This is a genomic window from Paenibacillus sp. lzh-N1, assembly GCF_002872435.1.
Classification (GTDB): domain Bacteria; phylum Bacillota; class Bacilli; order Paenibacillales; family Paenibacillaceae; genus Paenibacillus; species Paenibacillus polymyxa_C.
This window is the reverse complement of the sequence record NZ_CP025696.1, coordinates 4,441,852-4,465,261: the sequence shown is the minus strand read 5'-3', so window position 1 is coordinate 4,465,261 and position 23,410 is coordinate 4,441,852. Positions and strand designations below refer to the sequence as shown.

At 44.0% G+C, this 23,410-nt stretch carries 13 protein-coding genes; 3 read left to right on the top strand and 10 right to left on the bottom strand.

Going from position 1 to position 23,410, the window contains the following annotated elements:
- Positions 1–16: 16 nt before the first annotated feature.
- On the bottom strand, positions 17–922 hold the full coding sequence (locus tag C0638_RS20085; RefSeq protein ID WP_013371358.1) for an NUDIX hydrolase: 906 nt from the start codon (positions 920–922) through the stop codon (positions 17–19).
- Between the two features lie 295 nt (positions 923–1,217).
- Here C0638_RS20085 and C0638_RS20080 point away from each other — a divergent pair, with 295 nt between their 5' ends.
- Positions 1,218–1,520, top strand: a complete 303-nt coding sequence (locus C0638_RS20080; protein ID WP_043885972.1) for a hypothetical protein — start codon at positions 1,218–1,220, stop codon at positions 1,518–1,520.
- Positions 1,521–1,630: 110 nt separating this feature from the next.
- Here the strand turns inward: C0638_RS20080 and C0638_RS20075 are convergent, their stop codons facing one another.
- From C0638_RS20075 to C0638_RS20065, 3 genes are read right to left on the bottom strand one after another with little or no spacing between them, the layout of a single operon-like run.
- Positions 1,631–2,512: a glycosyltransferase family 17 protein gene (locus C0638_RS20075; RefSeq protein ID WP_058712065.1), complete on the bottom strand. Its 882-nt coding sequence runs from the start codon at positions 2,510–2,512 to the stop codon at positions 1,631–1,633.
- On the bottom strand, positions 2,499–11,093 hold the full coding sequence (locus C0638_RS20070; protein WP_058712066.1) for a non-ribosomal peptide synthetase: 8,595 nt from the start codon (positions 11,091–11,093) through the stop codon (positions 2,499–2,501). The genes C0638_RS20075 and C0638_RS20070 overlap by 14 nt, the downstream gene beginning before the upstream one ends.
- A complete protein-coding gene (locus C0638_RS20065; protein ID WP_233902233.1) occupies positions 11,094–14,537 on the bottom strand; it encodes a non-ribosomal peptide synthetase in 3,444 nt (1,147 codons plus the stop codon).
- Between the two features lie 177 nt (positions 14,538–14,714).
- Between C0638_RS20065 and glsA the strand changes: the two genes are divergently transcribed.
- Positions 14,715–15,653, top strand: coding sequence for a glutaminase A (gene glsA / locus C0638_RS20060; RefSeq protein ID WP_040103655.1), 939 nt, complete (start codon positions 14,715–14,717; stop codon positions 15,651–15,653).
- A gap of 69 nt (positions 15,654–15,722) precedes the next feature.
- On the opposite strand, the gene C0638_RS20055 is transcribed toward glsA, so the two are convergent.
- Complete coding sequence (locus tag C0638_RS20055) at positions 15,723–16,589, bottom strand: VOC family protein (RefSeq protein ID WP_058712068.1); 867 nt, start codon at positions 16,587–16,589, stop codon at positions 15,723–15,725.
- Between the two features lie 49 nt (positions 16,590–16,638).
- A complete protein-coding gene (locus tag C0638_RS20050; protein ID WP_025678924.1) occupies positions 16,639–17,052 on the bottom strand; it encodes a DoxX family protein in 414 nt (137 codons plus the stop codon).
- A 268-nt stretch (positions 17,053–17,320) separates the two neighbouring features.
- Between C0638_RS20050 and C0638_RS20045 the strand changes: the two genes are divergently transcribed.
- Positions 17,321–17,860 carry a helix-turn-helix domain-containing protein gene (locus tag C0638_RS20045; RefSeq protein WP_013371366.1) on the top strand — a complete coding sequence of 180 codons (540 nt, stop codon included), beginning with the start codon at positions 17,321–17,323 and terminating at the stop codon, positions 17,858–17,860.
- A 111-nt stretch (positions 17,861–17,971) separates the two neighbouring features.
- Here the strand turns inward: C0638_RS20045 and C0638_RS20040 are convergent, their stop codons facing one another.
- The 4 genes from C0638_RS20040 to fumC all read right to left on the bottom strand — a co-directional run bounded on the left by C0638_RS20040 (position 17,972) and on the right by fumC (position 23,408).
- Positions 17,972–18,976, bottom strand: coding sequence for a stalk domain-containing protein (locus C0638_RS20040; protein WP_025678926.1), 1,005 nt, complete (start codon positions 18,974–18,976; stop codon positions 17,972–17,974).
- Positions 18,977–19,017: 41 nt separating this feature from the next.
- The gene (locus tag C0638_RS20035; RefSeq protein WP_013371369.1) at positions 19,018–20,139 is read right to left on the bottom strand and encodes a phosphodiester glycosidase family protein; all 1,122 of its coding nucleotides are present in this window, start codon (positions 20,137–20,139) and stop codon (positions 19,018–19,020) included.
- Positions 20,140–20,360: 221 nt separating this feature from the next.
- Entirely contained in the window at positions 20,361–21,827 is a 1,467-nt protein-coding gene (locus C0638_RS20030) for a potassium/proton antiporter (RefSeq protein WP_013371370.1), read from the bottom strand.
- Positions 21,828–22,019: 192 nt separating this feature from the next.
- Positions 22,020–23,408 carry a class II fumarate hydratase gene (gene fumC / locus C0638_RS20025; RefSeq protein WP_058712010.1) on the bottom strand — a complete coding sequence of 463 codons (1,389 nt, stop codon included), beginning with the start codon at positions 23,406–23,408 and terminating at the stop codon, positions 22,020–22,022.
- Positions 23,409–23,410: the final 2 nt, after the last annotated feature.

Here is a 23,410-nt window from a genome sequence, read left to right as displayed (position 1 = left end):
TCTTCTTTCTTTTATGCTATATAAAACGTGACCGTGGCTTAAATCGGTATAACTTGGACGGACGATGCCCGGCCGCCTTCCTGTATTCATTGGTTTCTTCCACGAGATCTGCTATTTTACGACGAAAAGCTGCGGCCAACAGCTCCTTACCTAAAATAATTTCATACACCTGCTGAAGTTCACTCAGTGTAAACAGAGCTGGCATCAGGTGAAACGCAATATCTGTATATTCAATTTTGCTGCGCAGACGCTCAATACCATACGCAATAATTTTGGCATGATCAAAAGCAATTCCCTGTGACTCCAGCACTTCTCGCTTGATTTCTATGGTTTTCCCCTTAAGAATTTCAGTTACTTTCACTTTGGCTGACAGGAGGATGTCCGCATGCTTCAATGTAATGTCAATGTTTTGCTCCCATGTATAACCTTCCGGTTGATTCGTCCGCGTCTCCTGAACCACACTGTAATCCAGTTCAAACCATTGAGCATCTGCGGCATCATCCCCTGCCTGTACCTCCAAGGATTCATGATCAACTAACGCCATATAAGCGCAGCTGATCACCCGCATACGCGGATCACGTGCCACATCTCCCCAAGTATACAGCTGCTCCATATAAATCTGATCTACATTGGTTTCGGTTTTAAGCTCGCGTCGTGCAGCTTCTTCGAGGCTTTCATTCATGTCTACAAAACCGCCAGGCAACGCCCATTGTCCTATAAAAGGGTGCTCTCCTCTTTGGATCAATAGAAGCTGAAGTGTCTTCTCCGGTAGCTTACGGTAATTTTGCTGGAGCTGATCCATTACAGTAAATAGCAGCATATCTACCGTTACGGATGGGCGTTCATATTGATTCGCATCATAAAGGGCCAGAAATTGCTCTTCCGTCAAGCCACTGTGATTGTGTTTCAATTTATCTTTCATTTGTGTCACCCACCTGCTCATATTTGGGGCATCCTCGCTTTTGCTTCACAAGCAAGCAACGAATGCTTTATGTAATTTTTAATTTGAATAAATTGATAAAAACAAAATGTTAATATCAATACAATAATATATAAATAATGCTTCGTCAATAGGGTGTATAGACCTATTTTTGATCATGTGATAGTACTATTAGACTGTTTACTGAATTTTTCTTGTTGCTTATTGTCATATCATGTATGATGTTTTGGTCAATATAGGAAACACAACATACTAAACACGTAGGGAGAAGATTCAATTGTCTAACCAGTTTAATCCGCAACACAATCAACAAGGAGCACCATCCAGACCAGCCCCTGTTTACCCGCCACCTGTTTCATTCAAGGAGTGGATGATCAGTTTACTCCTGATGGCTATACCGGTAGTTGGGCTTGTTATGCTGTTTGTGTGGGCTTTTAGCGGCTCGACGAATCCGAGCAAAGCGAACTACGCTAAGGCAGGTCTTCTTTGGGCTGCTATTGTAATTGTGATCTATATCATTATGGCTGTTGCTCTATTGCCTGCTATTATAAGCTCATTGAACTCCAGCAGCTACTATTGATTTCAAGTACATAGCAAAATAACCTTCCGATGAATCAAACTGAACCATCAGAAGGCTTTAAACTAAACTGCCGATCCTGTCGGCAGTTTTTTTATTTGATCTCTTTCACTTTACTTGTACCAAAGATCATCGGTTTCGAGCTCCTGTAGGCTGCTCAAAAACGATTTTGAGTTATCAACATAAAGTTCGGTGTCGATATAGTACAGCTTTTTATCTTGTAAGCATTGATCAATATACTCTGCATTCAAAATACTTTTATCTTCTACATTGGCGGCAAATGCTTGCAGTTTGGGAAGTGCAGTTTTCTGATATTCAAGCCACGAATGATGGAATCCAGCCGGCTCCTTCAGACAATAAATGTCATGATACAACGCTTCAGCAATCCCCTTTTTCCTGAGATAATCGGGTGAGAAAGGCATACTTTTGAAGTAGCGTCCGGTCATAGCAAACACGCGATAGCTCCAATGAGGAGCACCATGATTAGATTGGCAAAAAAGATTCAGGAAAAATACAGAATAGTGCATTTTTATCGTCATAATATGATTTTTCTTCACTTCCGCAACAATACGATCCGCCATCCGGCTGTCAATGATCTCATCGAAATCAGCCAAGATGATCACATCATCATCCTCAACCTTTTCCTGCAAAATAAAGGTGCTCCTGTTTCTTTGGCAAGCTTCATTGTGAAACGCACTGTTATGACTGAGCAGACTCCAGTACCAGTGGTCAAAGTGATCTGCGCCGCAGCGATCCACATCAAAATACAATGAATGCTCTTCAGGTGCGCGAAACAGTTCATCCGCATGAAATGGATGGTGAAAGACCTTTGGACCTATATAACCTGGATTAAAGTTGCAGGGCTTATCCAAATAGCTGAATGTCTTGTTGGCTTCGATTACGTGCAGTTCGTCGATCCAGCTGGCATTTTCTTTTATTTTAATCTCTGCAATGCGATTTTCATTGAAAAAAGGGCAAAATTCATATATTTTCATAATCTGTGGCTCCCTCCATTATCATGCTATATGGTCGAACACCAATGCTTCGATACAGATATTCGGATATAAAGCGTATTAGCTCTGCGATCGTCTGATCCTTATAATGCAGTGAACTATAATAGCAGGTTAAACTTAATCTATCTCGTCTAAGGTCTGCCGTCATATTTAACTTGTAAGCAGAGGGGTTGTCCGCCGCATTCGTGCTTCCGTAAGAAATCGATAAAGGCTCATACAAATCATCAGCTATTCCGTTCATTTCCTCTGATTGGTAATGGAAAAGCATGTGCGTTCCGTCTCTCAGTGGTTTCGTATTTGGATAAACATCCTGTATCATATAACGTAAAATAAAGTAATCCATGCCTTCAGATGGAACATGCTGCAACATGTGTATGACATGTCTCAGTGCCATTTCCCAATTGTCCGACTGATCTCCTGCCGGGATCTGAATACGAAGGGGATATGCTCCAGCAAAAAAACCAATAGTACGATCAATCACAATACCCGGCAAAAAGGACTCACGTTGATAAGACATGACATGCAGCAGCAAATCCGATTGGTTTTTCAATTGAAAACAAGCCTGTGATAATGCCGTTAGTAGGATGCTCAGTGGTGTAGTTTGATGCTTTACAGCCAATGCCTTTAATAGCTGAAGATGCTCTTCTCCTTCAAGTAAATCAAGCGTTATAGTTTTCATGTGGCGATGGAGAGGCTGTGCCTCAGATTCCGTGTCAACCTGCAAAGATTGTCCGCCTTCTACAATCCTGTTCCAAAAAGTGAATGCTTTAGAAAAAGTGTCTTTCGCCGCATATTGCGTCAACGCCATGCACCAATCCCGATAACTGCTTCCCTCCTCCACATGTAGCGCCAGATTACTCCCTTGTCCCGGCAAGAGAAGATGTCTCAAATCCTCTAAAAAAATGTTTATAGAGATTCCGTCAAAAATTAAATGATGGAACAGAAGCAATAACACCTGTTGGCTCTCGTCGTAATAGTGCTCAAACCATACAACCTTCCATAAAGGTCCTTCCTTGATATCGAATTCATGCTGCACTTTCGAGCAGTAGTCGGAAATATAGGCGTCATGTGATCCCGAAACCATGCGCAAATCCACGTAAGAAACCACCTGTTGTACACTTATTTTCTGCTCAAATTGATACCATTCATCATCCTCCAGTTGAGCAAATGACAGCCGTAACGCCCCATGTCTGCTCGATAGTTGTTCAATCGACGGGTTCAGCAATTCTGTAGGAATGTAATTTTTGAGCCGAGCCAGGTAAGGTACATTAAACATGTTGCGATTCACAAGATCTCTTTGGAAAAAACGTTTTTGTACAGCAGACAGTGGAAATCCGTCATACGGGTATGTTTTTCTTATAGACTGAATATACGGGTTATCCATGTTTGGAAAGAGGGCGGCCGCTGTATCCGTCATTGCATTGCTCAACGAAAGTGCCAAACGTTCGATCGTCTGTTCGCGAAATATCTGGTTAACCGTAACTGAATATCCGCTTTTTTGCAGCAGGCTGGCTATGCGCAATGCATGGAGTGAATGTCCTCCCAACGTGTGAAAGTCTTCATTCTTGCCAATGTAATCTAGCTTCAGGACCATGCTCCAAACTTCTTCTATGGTTTGCTCCAATTCAGTCCACGGTCCAGCACTTGCTTCTTTATCGCTATGGATTTCAGGTAAAGGAAGCTTTTTGCGATCAATTTTCCCGTTAATCGTTAATGGGAACGATTTTAGCCAAATGTAACGAAACGGCAGCATATATGATGGCAGAACGTCGGCCATAAAAGCATGAAGCTGTTCCTCTCGTTCTTCCTCTTCCGTTGTATAGTAAGCGAACATTCGGAGATCACCATGAACCTCCTGCATAAGGACCAGGCATTCTTTTATCGCAGGATAGCTGCTAAGACGGAACTCGACTTCTCCGAGTTCGATTCGATATCCGCGGAGTTTTACCTGATCATCAGCCCGTCCGATATACTCGATATTCCCGTCTGGCAACCATCTCACTCGATCTCCCGTACGATATAATACTAAATTTGTGCCTCTTTCACGATCTTTGGCAGAGCGGTGTGGATTTGGAGTAAACGCATGCTGTGTCAATTGGTTTTGCTGCCAATACCCCCTCGCCACCCCGTCTCCTCCCACGTATAATTCCCCGACTGCTCCGACAGGCTGAACACGGCCCCGTTTGTCCAAAATATAACAAGTTGAATTACTTATGGGCTTACCGATAGGAATATTCTGCTCAAATGGCTTTTCGATCCGGTAGCTCGTCGAAAAAGTGGTGTTCTCCGTAGGACCGTATGCATTGAGAATCGAGAGTTGCGGATAGGCGAGCCGGATACGATTGATATGTTTAACCGACAAAATTTCCCCACCTACGACCAACCATTGAAGCCCAGCAAACAGCTTTTCATTTTCTTCAATCCAGTGATTACACAGGGCAGAACTTAACCATAGGGTATTAATTCTCCACTCCTTTATCCGCTGCTCCAGCACATGGATATTTAGAAGATCGTCTTTGGAAATCACAAACAGCTGGCCGCCATTCAGCAACGTCCCCCAAATTTCAAACGTAGAAGCGTCAAAAACAGGCGAACCCGTATAGAGTAATCTGATGTCAGAGGAAAATGGGAAATAACAAGTGTTTTTGACCAAGCGAATGACATTGCGATGTTCCACCATTATGCCTTTCGGTTTTCCCGTCGATCCGGACGTATACATGAGATAAGCAAGGTCATTGGGAGCAACCCTATTTTCCTTCTTTTCCTGTTGTACAACTCCATTTTGGTCAAAATGTTCTGTATCAATCAATGTTAAACGGATTCCCTTACAAGCTTCCGAGATACGTTTTGTTCCTTCCTGTGAAGTGAGGATAGTGTCCAGTCCAGCATCCTTGATTAATTCTCGGGTTCTTTCTGCCGGAAAATCAGGATCAATAGGAACATAGGCATATCCCGCTTTCATGATCGCCAGGATGGAAACAATGAATTCAAGAGAACGCGGCAAGTAAACTCCAATAAACTTTCCATGACTACTGGCATTAGCATCATCCGCTAACCTGTTGGCAATGTGCTGAGACATGAGGTTTAGGCTGTGGTAGGACATAACCTGATTGTGCGCGATTACTGCTGGCTGTGAAGACCGCAGCTTTGCTTGCTCCTGAAATAAGTCAACAATCGAACGATCTCTGGGATATGCTGTATACGTATTATTCCAGTCATAGACGATTCGATCATATTCATCCTTATTCATGAAGCAAACGTCTCCGACGGTGTGATTCGGATATTCCAGCACATACTGCACCGTATTTTGTAGTTGTTCTGCCAATCGGCTAACCGTTTCTTGCTTCAGTCGATCTGCGTCATATATAAACTTGATGATGATCTGTTCCCCGTCATGAGCCACGGTGATCGTCATTGGATAATTCGTTTTCTCTCGTTCCTCCATAGCTGACATCTTCAATTCATTTTCAGGCTGCCGATAGTCGTTCAAATAATTTTCGAATGCCACGATGCTATAAAACATGGCATGTCCTTGAATACCAGACCAGCTCTTCAATTCGTTCAGACTCACATAACTGTGGTCGTTTAGTTTCTGAATGGTTTGGTGCAGCTGTTGTACATACTCCGTGATGGTTTGCTCCACATTCCAGTGCATGACTAAAGGCAGTGTATTAATCAGCATACCTGTGATCCGATCCGCTTGTGCAAGATCCGATCCTCTCCCGGATACCACCATGCCAAAAATGGTTGTATCGGCATCATGATAGACTTGTAGCATTTTGCCCCATGCGAACTGTACCAGTGTATTTAGCGAAACTTGTACTTGCTGTACAAAATCAGCGATCTGCTTGGTTCGTCTTGAATCGATAATAAGCGTTTCGATCTGCTGGTTCTCTATCGGTTGATGTACATCGGGAAGTGTACCTTTTTCTATCGGTGGTCGTGTCGGCTCCGTTACGTCGGCCAAATATGCCCTCCAGAATGTCTCGGCCTCCGTGCGATCCTTATTATTTAGCCAACGAATATAAGATTCAAAAGAACGGTTCAAGTTACGTTGAGGTATCCGATTTTGCAGGCTGCAAGCATAGAGCTCATGTACCCGATTCAGTAGTAGCGGCAGGCTCCAACCGTCCAGCAAAATATGGTGGTAACTCCAAATCATCGTCCATTCGTTCGAAGCAATCTGAATTAGGGTTAGGCGGAACGCAGGCTGAGTTAGATCAAAACGGCGATTACGATCCATTGTCATCCAGCGTTCGATATGCTCTTGTTGCCGCTCTGGTTGCTCTGCTTCAAAATCCAAAAACGTCCATTCCAATTCTGCATTTCGGACAATACATTGTATGGGCTTGTCCAACGTCTCCCAAATGTAGCAAGTCCGCAAGCTATCATTTTCGGCAATGACGCTGTTCCAGGCTTCCCGGTAACGATCTACCTCTAGCCTGCCATGATATTTCCAACGAACCTGCACGAAATATTGATCGGAGGCGGGATGGTCCAAGTAATGGAACAGTAGTCCTTCCTGTAAGGGACTTAGATACAGCATTTTATCAAGACCATGTTGCAAGTGATATGTCTTTACGATCTGATCGAGCGAATGCTGTTCCAGGGACACGGATGGAAAATCACTAGGCGTGAATTCTTCGTATTCAGCCTGGCTGCAATGCTCGATAATAGCAAGCAGACGTGTTATAAAAGCTTCTAGCAATTGAGTTATAGTTACTTCTTCATAGTGACATTTGCTATATTTCATAAACAGATGCAGCTTGCCATGAACTATGGAACAATTGAGTTCCAATAGGCTTGTTCCATGATTAAGCGGTGAGCTATAATCCTGTGCTGCGTCACGTGTAAACTCTAGCCATTCGTCTGAATCGTTCATATTACCCTGATCAAATTGGCCCAAGTAATTAAAAAGAGCCTGAGGTTCAGAAGCTGCTAACTCGGAACGGACTTCTTCGTGCGGGTGGCAGTATCTCAAAGCACCATATGACATACCACGGTGAGGAATATAGCGCAATTGCTCTTTGACAGATTTAATCGTCGCTCCCAAAGAGCCGCTATCCAGAATCCGAATGCATACCGGAAACATAGAGGTAAACCAACCGATAGTTCTTGTAAGGTCTATATCGGATACAAAATGCTCACGTCCATGACCTTCTAAGCGAAATGCAATCGTTGTCTGTCCAGACCAATCGGAGAGTGCCAAGGACCAAGCTGTAAGCAGCAAATCGTTGATCTCAGTATGGTAAGCCTGGGAGCAATGGTGCAAAAGCAGCTCCGTATCGTCGAAAGTAAGCATCGTAACCAATTCCGACGATGCACTGCTCTTTTTATGAGCCGGGTAATGGTCTACTGGCAGCACAAATGCTGCAGCTTGGTGCTGTACTATTTTCCAATACTCAATATGACTTAACGTATCCTTATGTTCAGAATAACTCATCAATACAGAGTGCCACTTTTTGTATGGATTTAAAACGGGCGGCAGTGCAGTCCCCTGATACAATTGACACAATTCCTGAACCAATATTCTCCAGGAAACTCCATCAATGACCAGATGATGTATAGTCATAAATAAACGAGCTTTACCATCAGGATGACCTTGGATTACTCCTGCATATATCATAGCGCCGGTCTCATAATTCAATTGTCTGTTCCACGCATCACATATGCTTAAAATTTCGGATTCAGTATAATCAATTTGTTGAAGGGTATAGCTAGCCAGTTGGATGGAAGTATCCGTTCGGTAGCGCTGCCAATACACATGTTCCCTGACCACGATCTCCGTCGAAAGCTCTGGATGTAATCGAATCAATTGATTAATGGCAGTTTCCAATCTCACAGGATCAAAATCACGGAGCACAAACAGCTGGGATTGATTGAAATAATGCGGCTCTACAAACTGTTGCTCGAAAAACCACTGCTGAATCGGTGTCAAGCCAAATTCGCCTGTCAAATCAACCATAAGCTCTTCCGTTTGATTACTGTTTGTCCAAGTAACAACAGTAGCTAATTTCTTAATAGTTGGATGCTCTGCCACTAGTCTTGGAGTAAGTATCATACCGTGATCTCTGGCTATAGATACGACCTGAATGGCAAGAATTGAATCTCCCCCAACAGCGTAAAAATGGTCGTTAACTCCGATATCTCCCCTTTTTAAAATCTGTCGCCAAATCCTAAGCAAACGCTTTTCAAGATCATCCTCGTCTGCTTCCACAACTTCATCAGCTTGAAGAAATAAGATGCTCTTCGGATCAGGGAGAGCCACACGGTCGACTTTTCCATTTCTATTTACCGGAAAATACTCCAAATAACAAAAATATGATGGAACCATATAAACTGGTAATACAGCACCCAAGTGCTGCGTCAATTCCGCCTCTTTCAGTTCTTCTAGAGCAGTATAATAAGCTACCAGTTTATGGTATGACCCGTCCTTCCAGGTTTGAACGACACATTGACCGATGTCAGGATGTTGGCGTAGCTGATATTCTATTTCACCCAGTTCGATACGATACCCTCTGATTTTAATCTGTTCATCACTACGCCCTATAAATACCAGTTCTCCATCCGGCGTCCATTTCACAATGTCCCCGGTTTTATATAACCGCTCACTGTGTGACGGATGTTCACTGCTGACTGCAATCTCTTTGTGAACGAATCGTTCTCGAGTCAGTTCCTCACGATTCAAATATCCTCTAGCAAGCCCAATGCCCCCTACCCATAGTTCGCCGGGAACGCCGACAGGCACAGGATTGCCGAATGAGTTCAAGACGAATAAACGTTTGTTATAAACGGGTTTGCCAATCGTAATTTCTTTTCCTGGCTGGCAGACAGAAGTAGCACAAATAATCGTTACTTCGGTCGGCCCGTAAGCGTTCACAAATCGTCTTCCTCTTCCCCAATAGTCGACAATATCAGGTGTACAGGGTTCTCCAGCAGATACAAGTGTACGCAATTTGGGCAATTCTCTATGTTTCATTGTTCGGAGCACCGATGGCGTCAGCATGGCAATATGGATCTTCTTCTCTGCAAGAATATCTGAAATGTCTGCATAAGGTGGTAGTTCATCGTCTGAAAGGACAACCAAAGTCCCGCCTACTGATAACGTGCCGATCCATTCGTAGACCGAAGCGTCGAAACTCATGGAGGCGAATTGCATGACTCTTGAGTCGGACGTAATACCAAACTTTTCAACAAGATAAGGGATCAACGTAACCAAGCCAGCATGTTCAATGAGAGTTCCCTTCGGTTTTCCGGTAGACCCGGATGTGTAGATGACATAAGCCAGATCATTCTGCTTCAGCCCGATCTGCAAATTTTCGTAAGGATAGCAGTCCTGTTGCTCCGAGCATTCATCCACACAAATCAGCGTATGTGGTTTCATACCCAGTTGAGAAATATATGGATTTATTCTACTTACTAATTGACTGTGCGTTATAATCATTTGGACCTGTGCATCTTCTAAAATAAATCGCAACCGCTCTCCAGGATATTGGGGATCGACCGGAAGGTAAGCAGCTCCTGCTTTCATAACTCCGAGCATTGACGGGAGCACATCTGCGCTCCTGTCCATAATGATAGCAATCAGCGTGCCAGCCGGCAGAGAGCCATGTCCTTGCAGCAAATGCGACTCTATAATCATGTGGCTGATTTGATTTGCCCGGTGATTTAACTCATAATAGGTCAGCTTCTGCTCACCAAACTCCAAAGCGATCGCATTGGGTGTTCGATCAGCTTGCTCCTCGATCAATTGAACCACCGTTTTATCCAAAGGATAGGCTTGTTCTGTATCATTCCATTGTTGCATCTGTTCGCGTTCTTCCGTGGTCAGCATGGGGTGAAATAGTATCTTTTTCTGCGGAAAAAGGAGTGCATTTTCCAGCAATGTTTGAAAATGGCCTGCGAAGCTAGCGATTTGTTTTTCTCCAAAACGATTGCCATCATACTGTATTGCGCACTCCAATACATCCGCATCATAATGGTAGCAGAGTGCGATTTCTCGCTGATCTATATTTCGTAAGAGAGCCTGTGCTTTCACATTTGAACCTGGAGATAGGAAATGATCATCACACATTTCTGTGATACCCACATTGAAGAAATCCTTCTCTCCCCCTGATCGAGGATCGACTTTAGTCTGCTGCGAAGAATCCTCTTTCCAATCGCCGCTGGTATGCCGTTTGTTCCAATCCAATTGTACCCTTTGTATCAAAGAGAAAAGATCATCTTCCCTTTGTATATGAATGAGTAGCGGATAATCCAGACGATCTCCTTTTTCTTCTTTGTCGGATATCATAGAATATACAACAGGCAAAGTATATTGATTGGCGTAATGGGATACCAGTACGGACCATATGGCTGTTATAAAGGAAGGCATGCCCATTTGATGATCCTGTACAAATCCTATAATCGCTTGGACCTGTCTTGTCTCCAAACGAATGCCGTAAAGCACTTGATTGTGGCCTGCGGACTGTGAGATATTTCTACTGGAGTGAGAAAATAAAGGCAAATAACGTCGTGGTCTATCAGACCCACTCTGACTAGGTATAGTGGATGACTCTATCACTTATTGTACCTCCCCTATCCGGGATGCTATACCAGCAGCTTGATAAAAAGCGGTCCTGACTTCCTCTACTTCTATCTCGTAACTGCATCGTATAGAAAAGATAAGACCATCCGTGTAGGAAGAAGCAATGCAATTGAACAGTGAATGGATCGGCAGTGGATTCGGTTGCTTTATAACGGTATCATCATAATAATTGCTGTATTTTGAGCCTGCCTTCGTGCTGTTTCCTAAATAGTTAAACATGAATAAATCCAGTTGCTCATACTGCTTCCCCAACTGTGCAAGTGTTCTGCTCCGTTTCCACTTGTCTTCGTAATCAGGGCTTGTAAGAAGATGCATAAAATTGATCGTATGGTATTTTAATAAATCCAGTCTGCTTCTGACAGACTGCATCATTTCATCTGGATTTTGCTTCAGATCCAACAGCATAGGCACAAAATCAATAAATTCACCGGTCGTGTTATAATAAGCTTCCTCGTCGTATCTTCTTCCATCATATAAAAATAACAATGGCAGCTTATCCATACCTAAATAAGTTTGCAGGCCCCTTGTATAGACATAAAGCGCCAGCTCTAAAGAAGGATTTGCAGCGGGAATGCATACGTTAAACAGGTAGGCTTCTGTGCTCGTTCGAAGCTTCGGGGCTTGGAAGATGTATTGCTTGCTTTTTTGGAACGCTTCCAAATTAAAAGATGATATTAATTCTGGTTCCGTGATTCCTTTTGGTCCACTTTGGATTTGTCTAACATACTCCACATAGGGCTTCACTTCATCCGTAGGAAGGGAGCGATTTTGAAGTAGACTCCTGTAGCAAGCAATCAGCTGTCGCTCAGCTACTTCCGAGGTCACCCGGTCGCATATCGCATGATGATAAATAGTAATGACATAATGTTCACGCAGGTTCCGTTTCAGCACAAACATGTGGAATAACATTTGCTCTCCGGCGAATCGGGTATTTGTAACATAATCATTTATCATTTCCATAAGGGGGCCACATGGATTGTAAGCTGATACGTCAATAATGTTAAGTCTTGGCACATTATCACTAGGCAGTACGTATTCCCTCCAATAAGTCCATCCATCTCTTTGGGTCGGAACACTCCTTAGTAATCCTTGACTTTGGACAAAATGATTGTAGGCCTGATTCAAAAAATTATAATTTACACACTCATCCAGCCTAAATACACCTAAACTTGGTGGTGTTTGAAACGAAATTTGCATTTGTTGAATTCCACTTAGCGGATATTCTTGTGCCGCTTCCCCTCTTTTAAGAAACTGATCTTTTTTCAAATAATCATCTTCCAATTGCTTGCGTAAACTTTCCACTGGATTCGAATTCATGCTCTTTAAGCCTAGACGCTGGAAAAATTCCTCTTCATCCATCGTCCAGTATTGATCAGCCATTTCAGCTCTTAGATGCAGTGGTACAATATAGTGTGGCAGTAGCTCTGGAGCTACTTTTCCGTCCATAATCCGCATGATATGGTTAACGTCAGCCACCATGTCGGAGTAAAGCACCTGAATATCTCTAACTTCGTGAATAAAATCCCTTACTTGGTATTTCACCCACTCAAAAACACCATCCGTTTCTTGGTGAAGCCAAGACATCAGCTGATGCCTTGTTTTAATGATGCCCTGCTGCTGTTGGGACCCGATAACACTATTCTGTGTTGAACGAAGGTAATCAGCGAGGGCCCGAATCGTTTTATAGTGATAAATGTCTGTTAAAGTGACGTGATATCCTGCCCACTCCATCCTTGACATTAATGTAAGCGCATGAATAGAATGTCCACCGAGGTCGACAAAGCTATCTAAAACACTGATCTGCTGCAGTCCCAATACATCCTGCCAGATATCCATCAGCTTCGTCTCCAGTCCCGGCTCAGGAGGGACATATTCTGCTCCAGCATGCATATTTCCTTGAAGGGCCAACAGTGCCTTGCGATCCAGCTTACCATTCAGTGTCAGTGGCATCTGCTCTAATTGAGTAAAAAAAGAGGGAATCATGTAATTCGGCAGTTTTATAGAGAGAGCAAATTTAATTTCATCTGTTGTCAGTTTTGTGGTCGCTGTAAAGTACGCTTCCAGTTGCTTCTGACCGTCCTCATTTTCGCGGGTAATAACAGCCGCTTGTTGTATATCATTTATTTTTAATAGATGCGACTCTATTTCTCCTGGCTCAATTCGGTACCCCCGTATTTTCACTTGACCGTCGATCCGGCTAATATATTCGATGTTTCCGTCCGCTTGCTCTTGTACCCAATCTCCGGTACGATACAACCTGCCTCCAGGTACCCGTGAAGACTGAATAAACCGCTCTGCTGTCAGCTCTGGACGATTCAAATAACCTTTAACTAATCCATCGCCAGCGATGTACAATTCGCCTGCAACTCCCTGCGGCAGAGGACGCTGCTCTTGATCCAAGACATAAATCTTCGTGTTGCTAATTGGTTTGCCGATCGGCACAGTATTTGCATTTTCGTCCAAATGATCAATCGGATAATACGTAGCAAATACCGTGCTCTCCGTCGGCCCATAGACATGAATTAAACGGCCGGGACCCAGAACAGCGAACGCTTTACGTACATGGCTGACCGACACCTTCTCACCACCGAATAGCAAGGTTTCAATGGTTGCAAAGCAGCCGGGGTCAATATCCACCAATGCATTAAAAAGAGCCGTCGTGACAAAGCATTTTGTAATCTGTTGTGTACGTAGTATATTTGATAGCTCCCGTGCATTCATAGATTGATCCTGTGTACTCAAAACAAGAGTGCCCCCATTAAGCAAAGCCCCATAAATACCAAATGTAGCACCATCAAACGAAAAACTGGACACTTGCAATATCCTATCTTTTGTCGAGAAATGGATGTAATTTGGCTTTTTAACAACACGTGTAATGTTGTAGTGCATCGTTAAGGTTCCCTTAGGTTCGCCCGTAGAACCGGACGTATACATAATGCATGCGAGCGTATCGGAACCTTGAATAGATGTGAGATTGCCTGTTTCTTTTCCATAATTCCGCTTGTCCATCAAATCCAGTACAAGACTGTCGAGCTCCAATGGGTTGTGGATTGGAAGCCGGGTCAACAGGAGGGTTGCGCCGGAATCCGTCAGCATATAGCGTATACGTTCCTTGGGATATTGCGGATCAATCGGCACATAGGCTCCCCCGGCTTTTAAAATTCCGAAAATCCCGATAATCATCTCCAACGAGCAGTCAACCATGATCCCGACGGGCTCGTCTTTATCTATACCTTTGGCTCGCAAAACATGCGCAAGCTGATTGGCCTGTTTGTTCAGATCGGCATACGTCAAGTGCTTGTCCCCAAATACAACCGCTACGTGGTCCGGTGTACGCTCAACCTGCTCCTCAAACAATTGATGAATCGTTTTCTCCCGCGGGTAATCCGCTAACATACCGTGTAACATGTTTAAGATCATCTCCTTCTCCTGTCAGCCATAATCCAGATATTACAATAGGTTGGATATTTAACTGGAGAAAAAGAAATGACATCAGAGCTTGTTTTTCGACTGAAAATTTCTTTAAAATAAGTATATAGCTACTTCTTGCTCTACAATAAAATACCACAGATTGGTTACTCGACTGGAGGAAAAGAAATGACATCGGAGTGGCAGAGATTACAGACCAAACTGCCGGAATGGGTAGAACAAAGCCGTCATGAGTATATTCATGGCAAGGTAGCAGCATATATTCCCGAACTGTCCAAAGCCCCGGCCGACGCGCTGGGTATGGTGGTAATGAACGGTGCGGGTGAGACCGTGGTAGCCGGAGATACGGAAGTACATTTTACGATGCAGAGCATCTCAAAGGTATTTACGCTCATTCTGGCCTTGATGGATAATGGAGAGGACGTTGTCTTCTCTAAGGTGGGGATGGAGCCTACCGGGGACCGTTTTAATTCCATGCTAAAGCTAGAACTGGTTGAGCCGGGGATACCGTTTAATCCACTGATTAACGCTGGAGCAATTGCTGTCTCCTCTCTGATTCGCGGAAACAGTCCAGAAGAGAGATTTGCCCGTGTCCTTCAATTTTTCCGTCTGCTTACTCATAATGACACATTGGAATATGATCAGGATGTCTACGATTCAGAATCAGCCACAGGCCATTTAAACCGTTCCCTTGCTTATTTTCTAATGGAAAAGGGGATTTTAAGAGGTCATGTGGAGGATGTGCTTGACGTCTATTTCAGACATTGTGCTGTCAAATTGAACTGTACAGATTTAGCACGTATGGGACTCATACTAGCCTACAACGGCCGTGATCCGGTCACAGGTATACCTCTGATTCCCCGTCGCTATGTACAGATCGCCAAAACATTTATGACAACATGCGGTATGTATGACGCCTCTGGTGAATTCGCCATTCAAGTCGGGCTCCCTGCCAAAAGCGGCGTATCTGGCAGTATAATGACGATGGTACCCGGACGATACGGCATCGGGCTAGTGGGTCCTTCATTGAATCGTATGGGCAACAGTACAGCGGGGGTACACTTGCTGGAGACAATGTCACGGGATTTGGATTGGAGCTTGTTTTAGTATAAAAAAAGGGTATTCCCAGCCAGTACGGCTTGTAGGAATACCCTTTTTTGTTACGTTCCTGCTATGTTAAATGGTTTGACCTTGAACCAATTTAATTTGAATGCGGAACGGGTCAGCCACATACAGGGCCCCATCACGTTTTTGTAATCCATAACCTGCCGCAGTCAAACGAGCAGTAATGGCATCCAATTCTTGTTGGTCTGGAACAATCAGTTCAAAATAATCCAATCCAGCAGCCTGCTCGGGAGCTGGTGGTGCTCCTTCACCTGCCCATATATTCAAGCCCATATGGTGGTGGTAGCCACCCGCGGAAACGAACAGGGCTGAAGATCCGTATCGGCACGTAATGTCAAAGCCAAGCACATCGCAATAAAATTGCTGTGCTGTGCGCAAATTAGATACATGGAAGTGAACGTGCCCAATTACTGTTCCCTGTGGCAGCCCCTGCCAAGGTATATTTTCAGAAATGGCAATCAGGTCTTCTGCATCCACGGAACCTGTTCCCATCATGTAAAATCCATCTGCATCTCTTTTCCATTGATCACGAGGACGATCCGCATAGATTTCAATCCCGTTATTATCGGGATCATGGATGTATAGTGCTTCACTTACATCATGATCTCCCTGTCCAATTTCAATCTCATGAGCCAGCAAATTACGCAAAGACAGGCCAAGAGCTACACGGTTCGGTAGAAGAATAGCAAAGTGATATAATCCGGCTACGGACTGGCGCGGCAGAATAACTGCATTTTCAATATATTTAAGAATCAGTAGCGCATGCTTTCCGTCGACAGTCAATTCAGCCGTATCCGCCGTTTGACGCAGAAGCTGTAAACCAACGAACTCAGTGTAAAATTGAATAGAACGCTCCAAGTTACTAACTTTTAATGAAACCTGCCCGATTTTAGTGTTGTCATGAATATGTGCTGTCATCAGATTTCCCTCTTTCTACATGGATTGGAGGACTAAGGATGAAACGAAATTATTGTTCTGTTGACCCACGACGACTGAACAAAGAATCCAGAGACAAGCGAGTTGTCGGTACAAATACGAGATGAAGAGCTACCAGAATAAAAGCAATATCCAGCTCATAGCCAGCTCCTTGACCATTCCCCATCAACCCGCCGGACAATTTGGCCGTGAAAATGGCACCGATCAATACAATAACTAAAAGTCCGGATACATAGCGAGTAAGCAATCCAAGAATTAATGCAATCCCGCCGACCAACTCTATCACCGCAACGACATAACCTAAAAATCCTGGGACGCCAATGCTGGAAAACCAGCCCGCAACATTACCCAACCCCATTTGGAATTTAGCAATTCCGTGTGCCAAAAACAAAATTCCGAGCGCCACCCGCATAATTGTAGAAACGTTTCTGCTTGCCGAACTCATGTTATCTCTCCATTCTGTTTGTTTTATTACACTCATACAAGCGTATATGAATAATTAATTTATATTACTAATAACTTAGTTAAAAAAATAATAACGTTCGAATCTATACGGCAACATATATGTGTGAATCAAACTCAATTATTAGTAATAGTAATAATTATTTTGTAATGTGAATTTAGCATAAGAAACTATAGTCTGTCAACAAATTATTTGGTATGATAAATAATAAATTAGTATACATTATATTTCCCAAAAGGAGGAACGCTCAATGGGTATAGGATGCAACATTCGTGCCGCTCGTAAACGTAAAAATTTATCCATCCAGCAAATATGCGAACGAACCGGACTATCTCAAGGGTTTATGAGTCAAGTAGAAAATAATAAAACCTCCCCTTCCATCGCTACATTGGACAGCATCGCTAATGCGCTTAATGTACCTCTCGCTTTTCTGCTTCTTAAAGAAGAGGAACGAATGCAAGTGATTCGCAAGGACGAGCGCCGTAAAACGTTGTATGGAAAAAACAAGCTCCAGGTCGATCATTTGGGAGGGCAGGGTAACGTCAAAATGATGCTCGTTGAAATGCCGCCAGGCTCATCTACAGAAGAAGAGCATGCTCATGCAGGAGATGAGATTCATTTTATTTTGGAGGGCACAGTATACGTGGAGCAGGGTGAGGATTCAGCTACTCTGGAAGCAGGAGATTCCTTTAGCTGGAGAGCGGCCATTCCCCACTATGCCAAAAATGTAGGAGAAAACAACGCTCGTATTCTGATCTCCGTATTCCTCGAAGCAGAAAATGATGCCTAATCAAGATTTGAGCACATCACAATATCAATTCCCCATATCATTGCAAAAAGCGTGTACCTGGAAGTTAAATTAACTTCAACGATACACGCTTTTTTGTAGTAGCTGTTTAACTTATTCCATCGCTTGCTGAGTATCTGTACGCGATTCCCACGGAAGCTTGAAGGTTTTCATGATCTTTTTGGCATTGGCTGAGAGTACGGTTACCGGATCACCAGTCATTCCCAGCAGTTCTTCTTTTTTATCTATAGTAACACGCCCATAAAAAGTAGTGCTGCTATCTCCCCATCCTGTAGTATACTTGTAGATCAGCGGCTTATTAAATTTCGGATAGGTTCCCCACTGATCTTTGGCTTTATTGGCCAAAAACAGCTCCAGTGGATCGTATTCCATCGTAAAGGTATTATCAAAGGGAGCTCCCACATACCCTTGATAGGTGACCATCGGAAAATCGTCCTTCACTTCAACCAGACTCAGCACATCCCCGTCCACTGTAAAATACCGTAATGCTTCACCTTGAGGAAACATGTAGACACTAGACAAAAGCTCAGTGTTGGGACGGTGAACTTCTATATAAGGATGAACAGAACGTGTTTCTAAGTGGATTAACGCTTCGCGTGCTGCTACGAGATCCCCCTCATACAATTGTTCTTTTAGTTTACCGTGAATCGGTGGCTCGATCTGAATCTGTGTGTTTGTCTTCTCCAACGTATAACCTAATTCAAGCGACACATCTCTAAGAGGTACATATACATCTTTACCTACAACCTTAAAGGTCAGCTGCTGCTGGTTCTTACGTAATTGCTCTTTAAGAATTAAGGGTTCTGCCCACTTTTGCAGCGTAATCTGCTTTTGTTTAGCGTCCCAATGGTAGCTTGCACCCACAGCTTCAGCGTATGGTTTGAGAGGTACCATCAGCTTACCGTCGATCAATAGCGGTTTGATTTTGTTGTTTAAGGGCTGACCGGCTATAACAATATCGGTTAGCTGTGTTGCTTGAGGTGCTGTGCTTTCCTGTTTAGCCGCTTCGGCGTCTCCTTGGTGTATTGTTGTCAAGAGTAATGGTAGCATCAGCAAGGCGACAAACAATCGCTGAAATCCTGTTCGATCTAGCTTCATTATTAGTCTCCGTTCACTGAATAGACTTGTTCATTCCCGCTCTATCTCTTTTTGGCTGCATCAATGTCTCCAGGTCTCATCCCTGCCCATATGTTCGGGATACTGACGGTCTCTGGATGCTCAAATACGAGAAACGCAGTCGGCAAATACCGTTCACCGTATTCAGAGGAAGGCTTGTTGACAATGGTGTTGTCCTTGACGAGCACGGTTGACGAACCTCCATCCAGATTAGCACCGATAACCGCTCCATGTTTAAGTAAAATATTTTGCATATCATACAAGTTGGCACCGATGCTGTACCCAGGCTGGCGACCGTCGACGGTTACAAAAATAATTGCCCCGTCTGCTCTCTGCCCCATTGCAGTTCGGGGAGCAATTCCCCATCCCTCGCTTGCATTGCGAATCAGACCTTTTCCATTCACGATTAGGCGTGGCTGAAAGGTAACCGCTTCTTGCACATTCATTTTGGACAACTCGGACAACGAATAGTGGCCGGCTATCATTTTTCCCTGTTTATCAATACCTACGATTTGAACAGAGGCATTTTTACCCATATCGTTGTAGTATATCTGACCTTGAGAAATGACAACACCAATCGGTTTAAAGCCATTCCCGTTCCAGTTGGGATCAGCGAATCCACCGCCATTCACCCCAGCAACAGCCCCCAAACGCTCGACCATGCTAGATACATGTTCTCCCCGGCCGACTTTAGCAGGAACCCCGAGCCTAATTTTAGTGGGGTCATGCACCGTCATAACATAGCCATGATAGTTACGACCTGACACCTCTTCCACTTCAACCAACGGCGTTTGTTGTACTTTAGTAGGTATCAGATCAGGCAAGTTGATTGTATGTCTATCCTTCTCTTCACCCATCTCTTCGAACCGGGCCGAATATTCAGCCACTCGTTGCTTCGCCTCTGCTTCGCCGATAAAATATTTCGCCCAGTGACGATGCTGAGTCGTAATCAGCGTGTCTGCAGCCAAATAGCGCATGTCCTTGCCAGAAGGGGTTAAAAACAACCATGCACCACCTCCAATTCCCGCTAACAGGAATACAATAAAAAGTCGCAGCATAAAGCGACCAAATTTTCCTTTCCGTTTCTTTTTCTTATTTTTCTGCCTGCGAGCTGCTGCACGCTGTGGCAAGACTTCCGGTTTCATTCATCATCTCTCCTGTTTGGTGACTTCTATCGTATTTCATCACTATTGCCCATCAAATGATCAGTAACGATAGGCTGCGACATCTAACGACAATATCATAAACTAATTTTGTAGAATGATAGTGTCAATTTTTTAACAGATTCATCCACTCTGAAAAAGAATACAGCAAAAAGCCCTTCACATAAATGTGAAGGGTTGTAACTATAGGGGGGATATCCGATTTACGGAGCAGCCTCCGGTTCGAGCAGCATGAACAGCTCTTTCATCTGCTGTCGCTTGAGTTTGGGACTAAGCACATACAAAGTATCGCCCGGTTCAATCACGGTCGTGCCTCTCGGGGCAATAATTTGCTCGTCCCGAATAATGGCTGTAAATAAGATATCTTCAGGCAGCTGTATATCCTGAATCGCCTTGCCCGCTATCGACATCCCCTTTTGTACCTGAATGTGGTTGATTTCCGAAGTGGTTTTTCCCAGAGAAACTAATTCCAGCAGTGAAGGAGACGATGTCTCGTTAGGGTCCATCAAGCCAAGCTTCACCGCTAGCCACGAGATTGTGGTACCTTGGATAATCGCAGAAGTGAGCACGACGAAAAATACAACATTAAAAAATAAAGGTCCTACATCCATTTCATCCAGTAATGGATAAGTTGCTAGTACAATGGGTACCGCCCCCCGCAATCCTGCCCAGGATAACAGTGTCTTCTCGCGTACAGAGTACCTGGAAAAAAGCAAGCTTAGGAACACGCCTATTGGACGAGCCACGAGCATGAGGATGAAGGAAAGCGCCAAGCTTTGCCACGCGATACCCAGCAATTGATCGGGAAAGACCAACAAGCCGAGCAGGACAAACATCATAATCTGCACCATCCAGGCGAAGCCATTGTTAAAATGAATAATGGATCGCTTGTAGGTTAAGTCGGAATTTCCCAATACAATGGCCATGACATAAACCGCCAGCAATCCGCTCGCCTCCAGTAACGATGCCGCCGCATACGTCAATACCGCAAATGCCAATGCCATCACAGGATACAAACCGGATGAATCAAAATTCATTTTATTAATCGCATATACACCTAAGCGTCCGAGTACAAAACCAACGGCTAAACCAAAACCCATTTCCCATAAAAACAACAAGATATGTATCCAAATGGATTGTTCAGGGTGATGTATCAGCTCAATCAATGTTACTGTGAGAAATACAGCCATCGGGTCATTGCTGCCGGATTCCGCTTCAAGCGTCGAGGTAATTCGCTTTTTGATGTTTTTACCTCCTAAAACGGAAAACACTGCTGCCGCATCCGTCGAACCAACAATAGCGCCAAACAGCATGGATTCCATCCAGCTCACGCCTAAAATAAACTTGGCGCAGACGCCAATGACTACAGTCGTAATGATGACTCCTAACGTTGATAATGACAACGCAGGTCGAATTACTGGCTTAACATCTGCAAACTTTGTCTGCATCCCGCCTTCAAACAAGATTACAATGAGCGCAAGAATGCCCACCAGCTGTGTGATAAAGGCATTATCAAAATAAATAAACTGACTGAGCACCATGCCTACGGCAATAAACAAAACAAGCGCAGGCATACCGAAACGGCTGGAAAATTTGGTAGTCAGCACACCGACCAGCAGCAAGCCGGACAGCAAAAGCACAATCAAATTAATCACGGTTGTCTGTTCCATACGGCTTCTCCTATCTTGAAAATAAATGTTCATTTTTTCGCCTTCTAACTATATACCCTCAAATCACATAGAACACTAATCTTAAGTAAAAAAAATTATAGGAGAAAATTAAAAAATCCAGCTCATGGTCTGTGCTAAATCGGCACTCCATAAGCTGGTCTGTAGGTGTTAAGCTGCGACAAATGTTGTGCTTTAGGCTTTAGGATGAATCATATGCGCTGGTACAACATATTGGTCAAACTGCTCTTCAGTCAGCAGTCCGCTACGGAGTGCCGCTTCCTTTAGAGACAGTCCTTCCGCATGTGCAAGTTTGGCGATTTTAGCGGCATTTTCATAGCCGATATGTGGATTCAATGCTGTCACCAACATCAGTGAATTATTCAAATTGTGCTCAATCTTAGCGAGATCAGGCTCGATGCCGACGGCACAGTTGTCATTAAAAGCAATGATGGAATCAGCCAGCAGATGAACTGATTGCAAAAAATTGTATATGATTACTGGTTTAAACACATTTAGTTCGAAATTTCCTTGACTTGCTGCAAAGCCGATGGCTGCATCATTACCCATGACTTGCGTAACGACCATCGTTAGTGCTTCACTCTGGGTCGGATTTACCTTACCAGGCATAATAGAGCTACCTGGCTCGTTAGCAGGAATCGTGATTTCGCCCAAGCCGCTCCGTGGACCACTAGCCAACCAGCGAACATCATTGGCGATTTTCATCAAATCTGCAGCTAACGCTTTGATTGCTCCATGTACAGCCACCACTTCATCGTGACTGGTCAGTGCATGAAATTTATTAGGTGCAGAAGTGAACGTTTTACCAGTGAAGCCGGATATTTCCGCAGAGGTTCGGGAACCAAACTCTGGATGAGCATTAATTCCTGTACCCACTGCTGTTCCGCCAATCGCCAGCTCCTTCATATATTGAACCGTATCGACGATCATTCGTTTGCTTTTATCCAGCATGGCATACCAGCCGCTGATTTCCTGACCCAGTGTTAGTGGTGTCGCATCCTGTAAATGGGTTCGGCCAATTTTGATGATATCCTTGAATTGTTCTGACTTCTGTTGAAAAGTCTCTTTCAGCTTATCAATGGCAGGCAACAAACGTTCCTCGACGGCAATAACACCTGCTACATGAAGGGCTGTAGGAAACGTATCATTTGAGCTTTGTGACATATTCACATCGTCATTCGGATGCAGCTTCGCATCTTTTCCCTGTTCTTGAAGCCATTGGCTGCCCAGATGAGCAATCACTTCATTGACATTCATATTGGACTGCGTTCCGCTCCCTGTCTGCCATACAACCAACGGGAAATGGTCATCGACTCGTCCAGCCAAAATTTGGTCCGCTGCATAAATAATGGCGTCCTGCTTTTCCTGAGATAGCTTACCCAACTTATAATTGCTGATCGCCGCACTCTTTTTGAGCACCGCGAACGCCTGAATGACCTCTAATGGCATTTTCTCCGAGCCAATCGGGAAATTTTCCTTACTGCGCTGTGTTTGCGCTCCCCACAAACGGTCTGCCGGTACTTTGATTTCGCCCAACGTATCCTTTTCAATGCGGTAGTTCAACT

Bases quoted from the DNA above. Each gene is read 5' to 3' on its own strand.
- C0638_RS20065 (WP_233902233.1), bottom strand. From the start codon at position 14,537: ATGATCTTAAACATGTTACACGGTATGTTAGCGGATTACCCGCGGGAG.
- C0638_RS20075 (WP_058712065.1), bottom strand. From the start codon at position 2,512: ATGAAAATATATGAATTTTGCCCTTTTTTCAATGAAAATCGCATTGCA.
- C0638_RS20035 (WP_013371369.1), bottom strand. From the start codon at position 20,139: ATGAAACCGGAAGTCTTGCCACAGCGTGCAGCAGCTCGCAGGCAGAAA.
- C0638_RS20050 (WP_025678924.1), bottom strand. From the start codon at position 17,052: ATGAGTTCGGCAAGCAGAAACGTTTCTACAATTATGCGGGTGGCGCTC.
- C0638_RS20030 (WP_013371370.1), bottom strand. From the start codon at position 21,827: ATGGAACAGACAACCGTGATTAATTTGATTGTGCTTTTGCTGTCCGGC.
- C0638_RS20040 (WP_025678926.1), bottom strand. From the start codon at position 18,976: ATGAAGCTAGATCGAACAGGATTTCAGCGATTGTTTGTCGCCTTGCTG.
- glsA (WP_040103655.1), top strand. From the start codon at position 14,715: ATGACATCGGAGTGGCAGAGATTACAGACCAAACTGCCGGAATGGGTA.
- C0638_RS20085 (WP_013371358.1), bottom strand. From the start codon at position 922: ATGAAAGATAAATTGAAACACAATCACAGTGGCTTGACGGAAGAGCAA.
- C0638_RS20055 (WP_058712068.1), bottom strand. From the start codon at position 16,589: ATGACAGCACATATTCATGACAACACTAAAATCGGGCAGGTTTCATTA.
- C0638_RS20045 (WP_013371366.1), top strand. From the start codon at position 17,321: ATGGGTATAGGATGCAACATTCGTGCCGCTCGTAAACGTAAAAATTTA.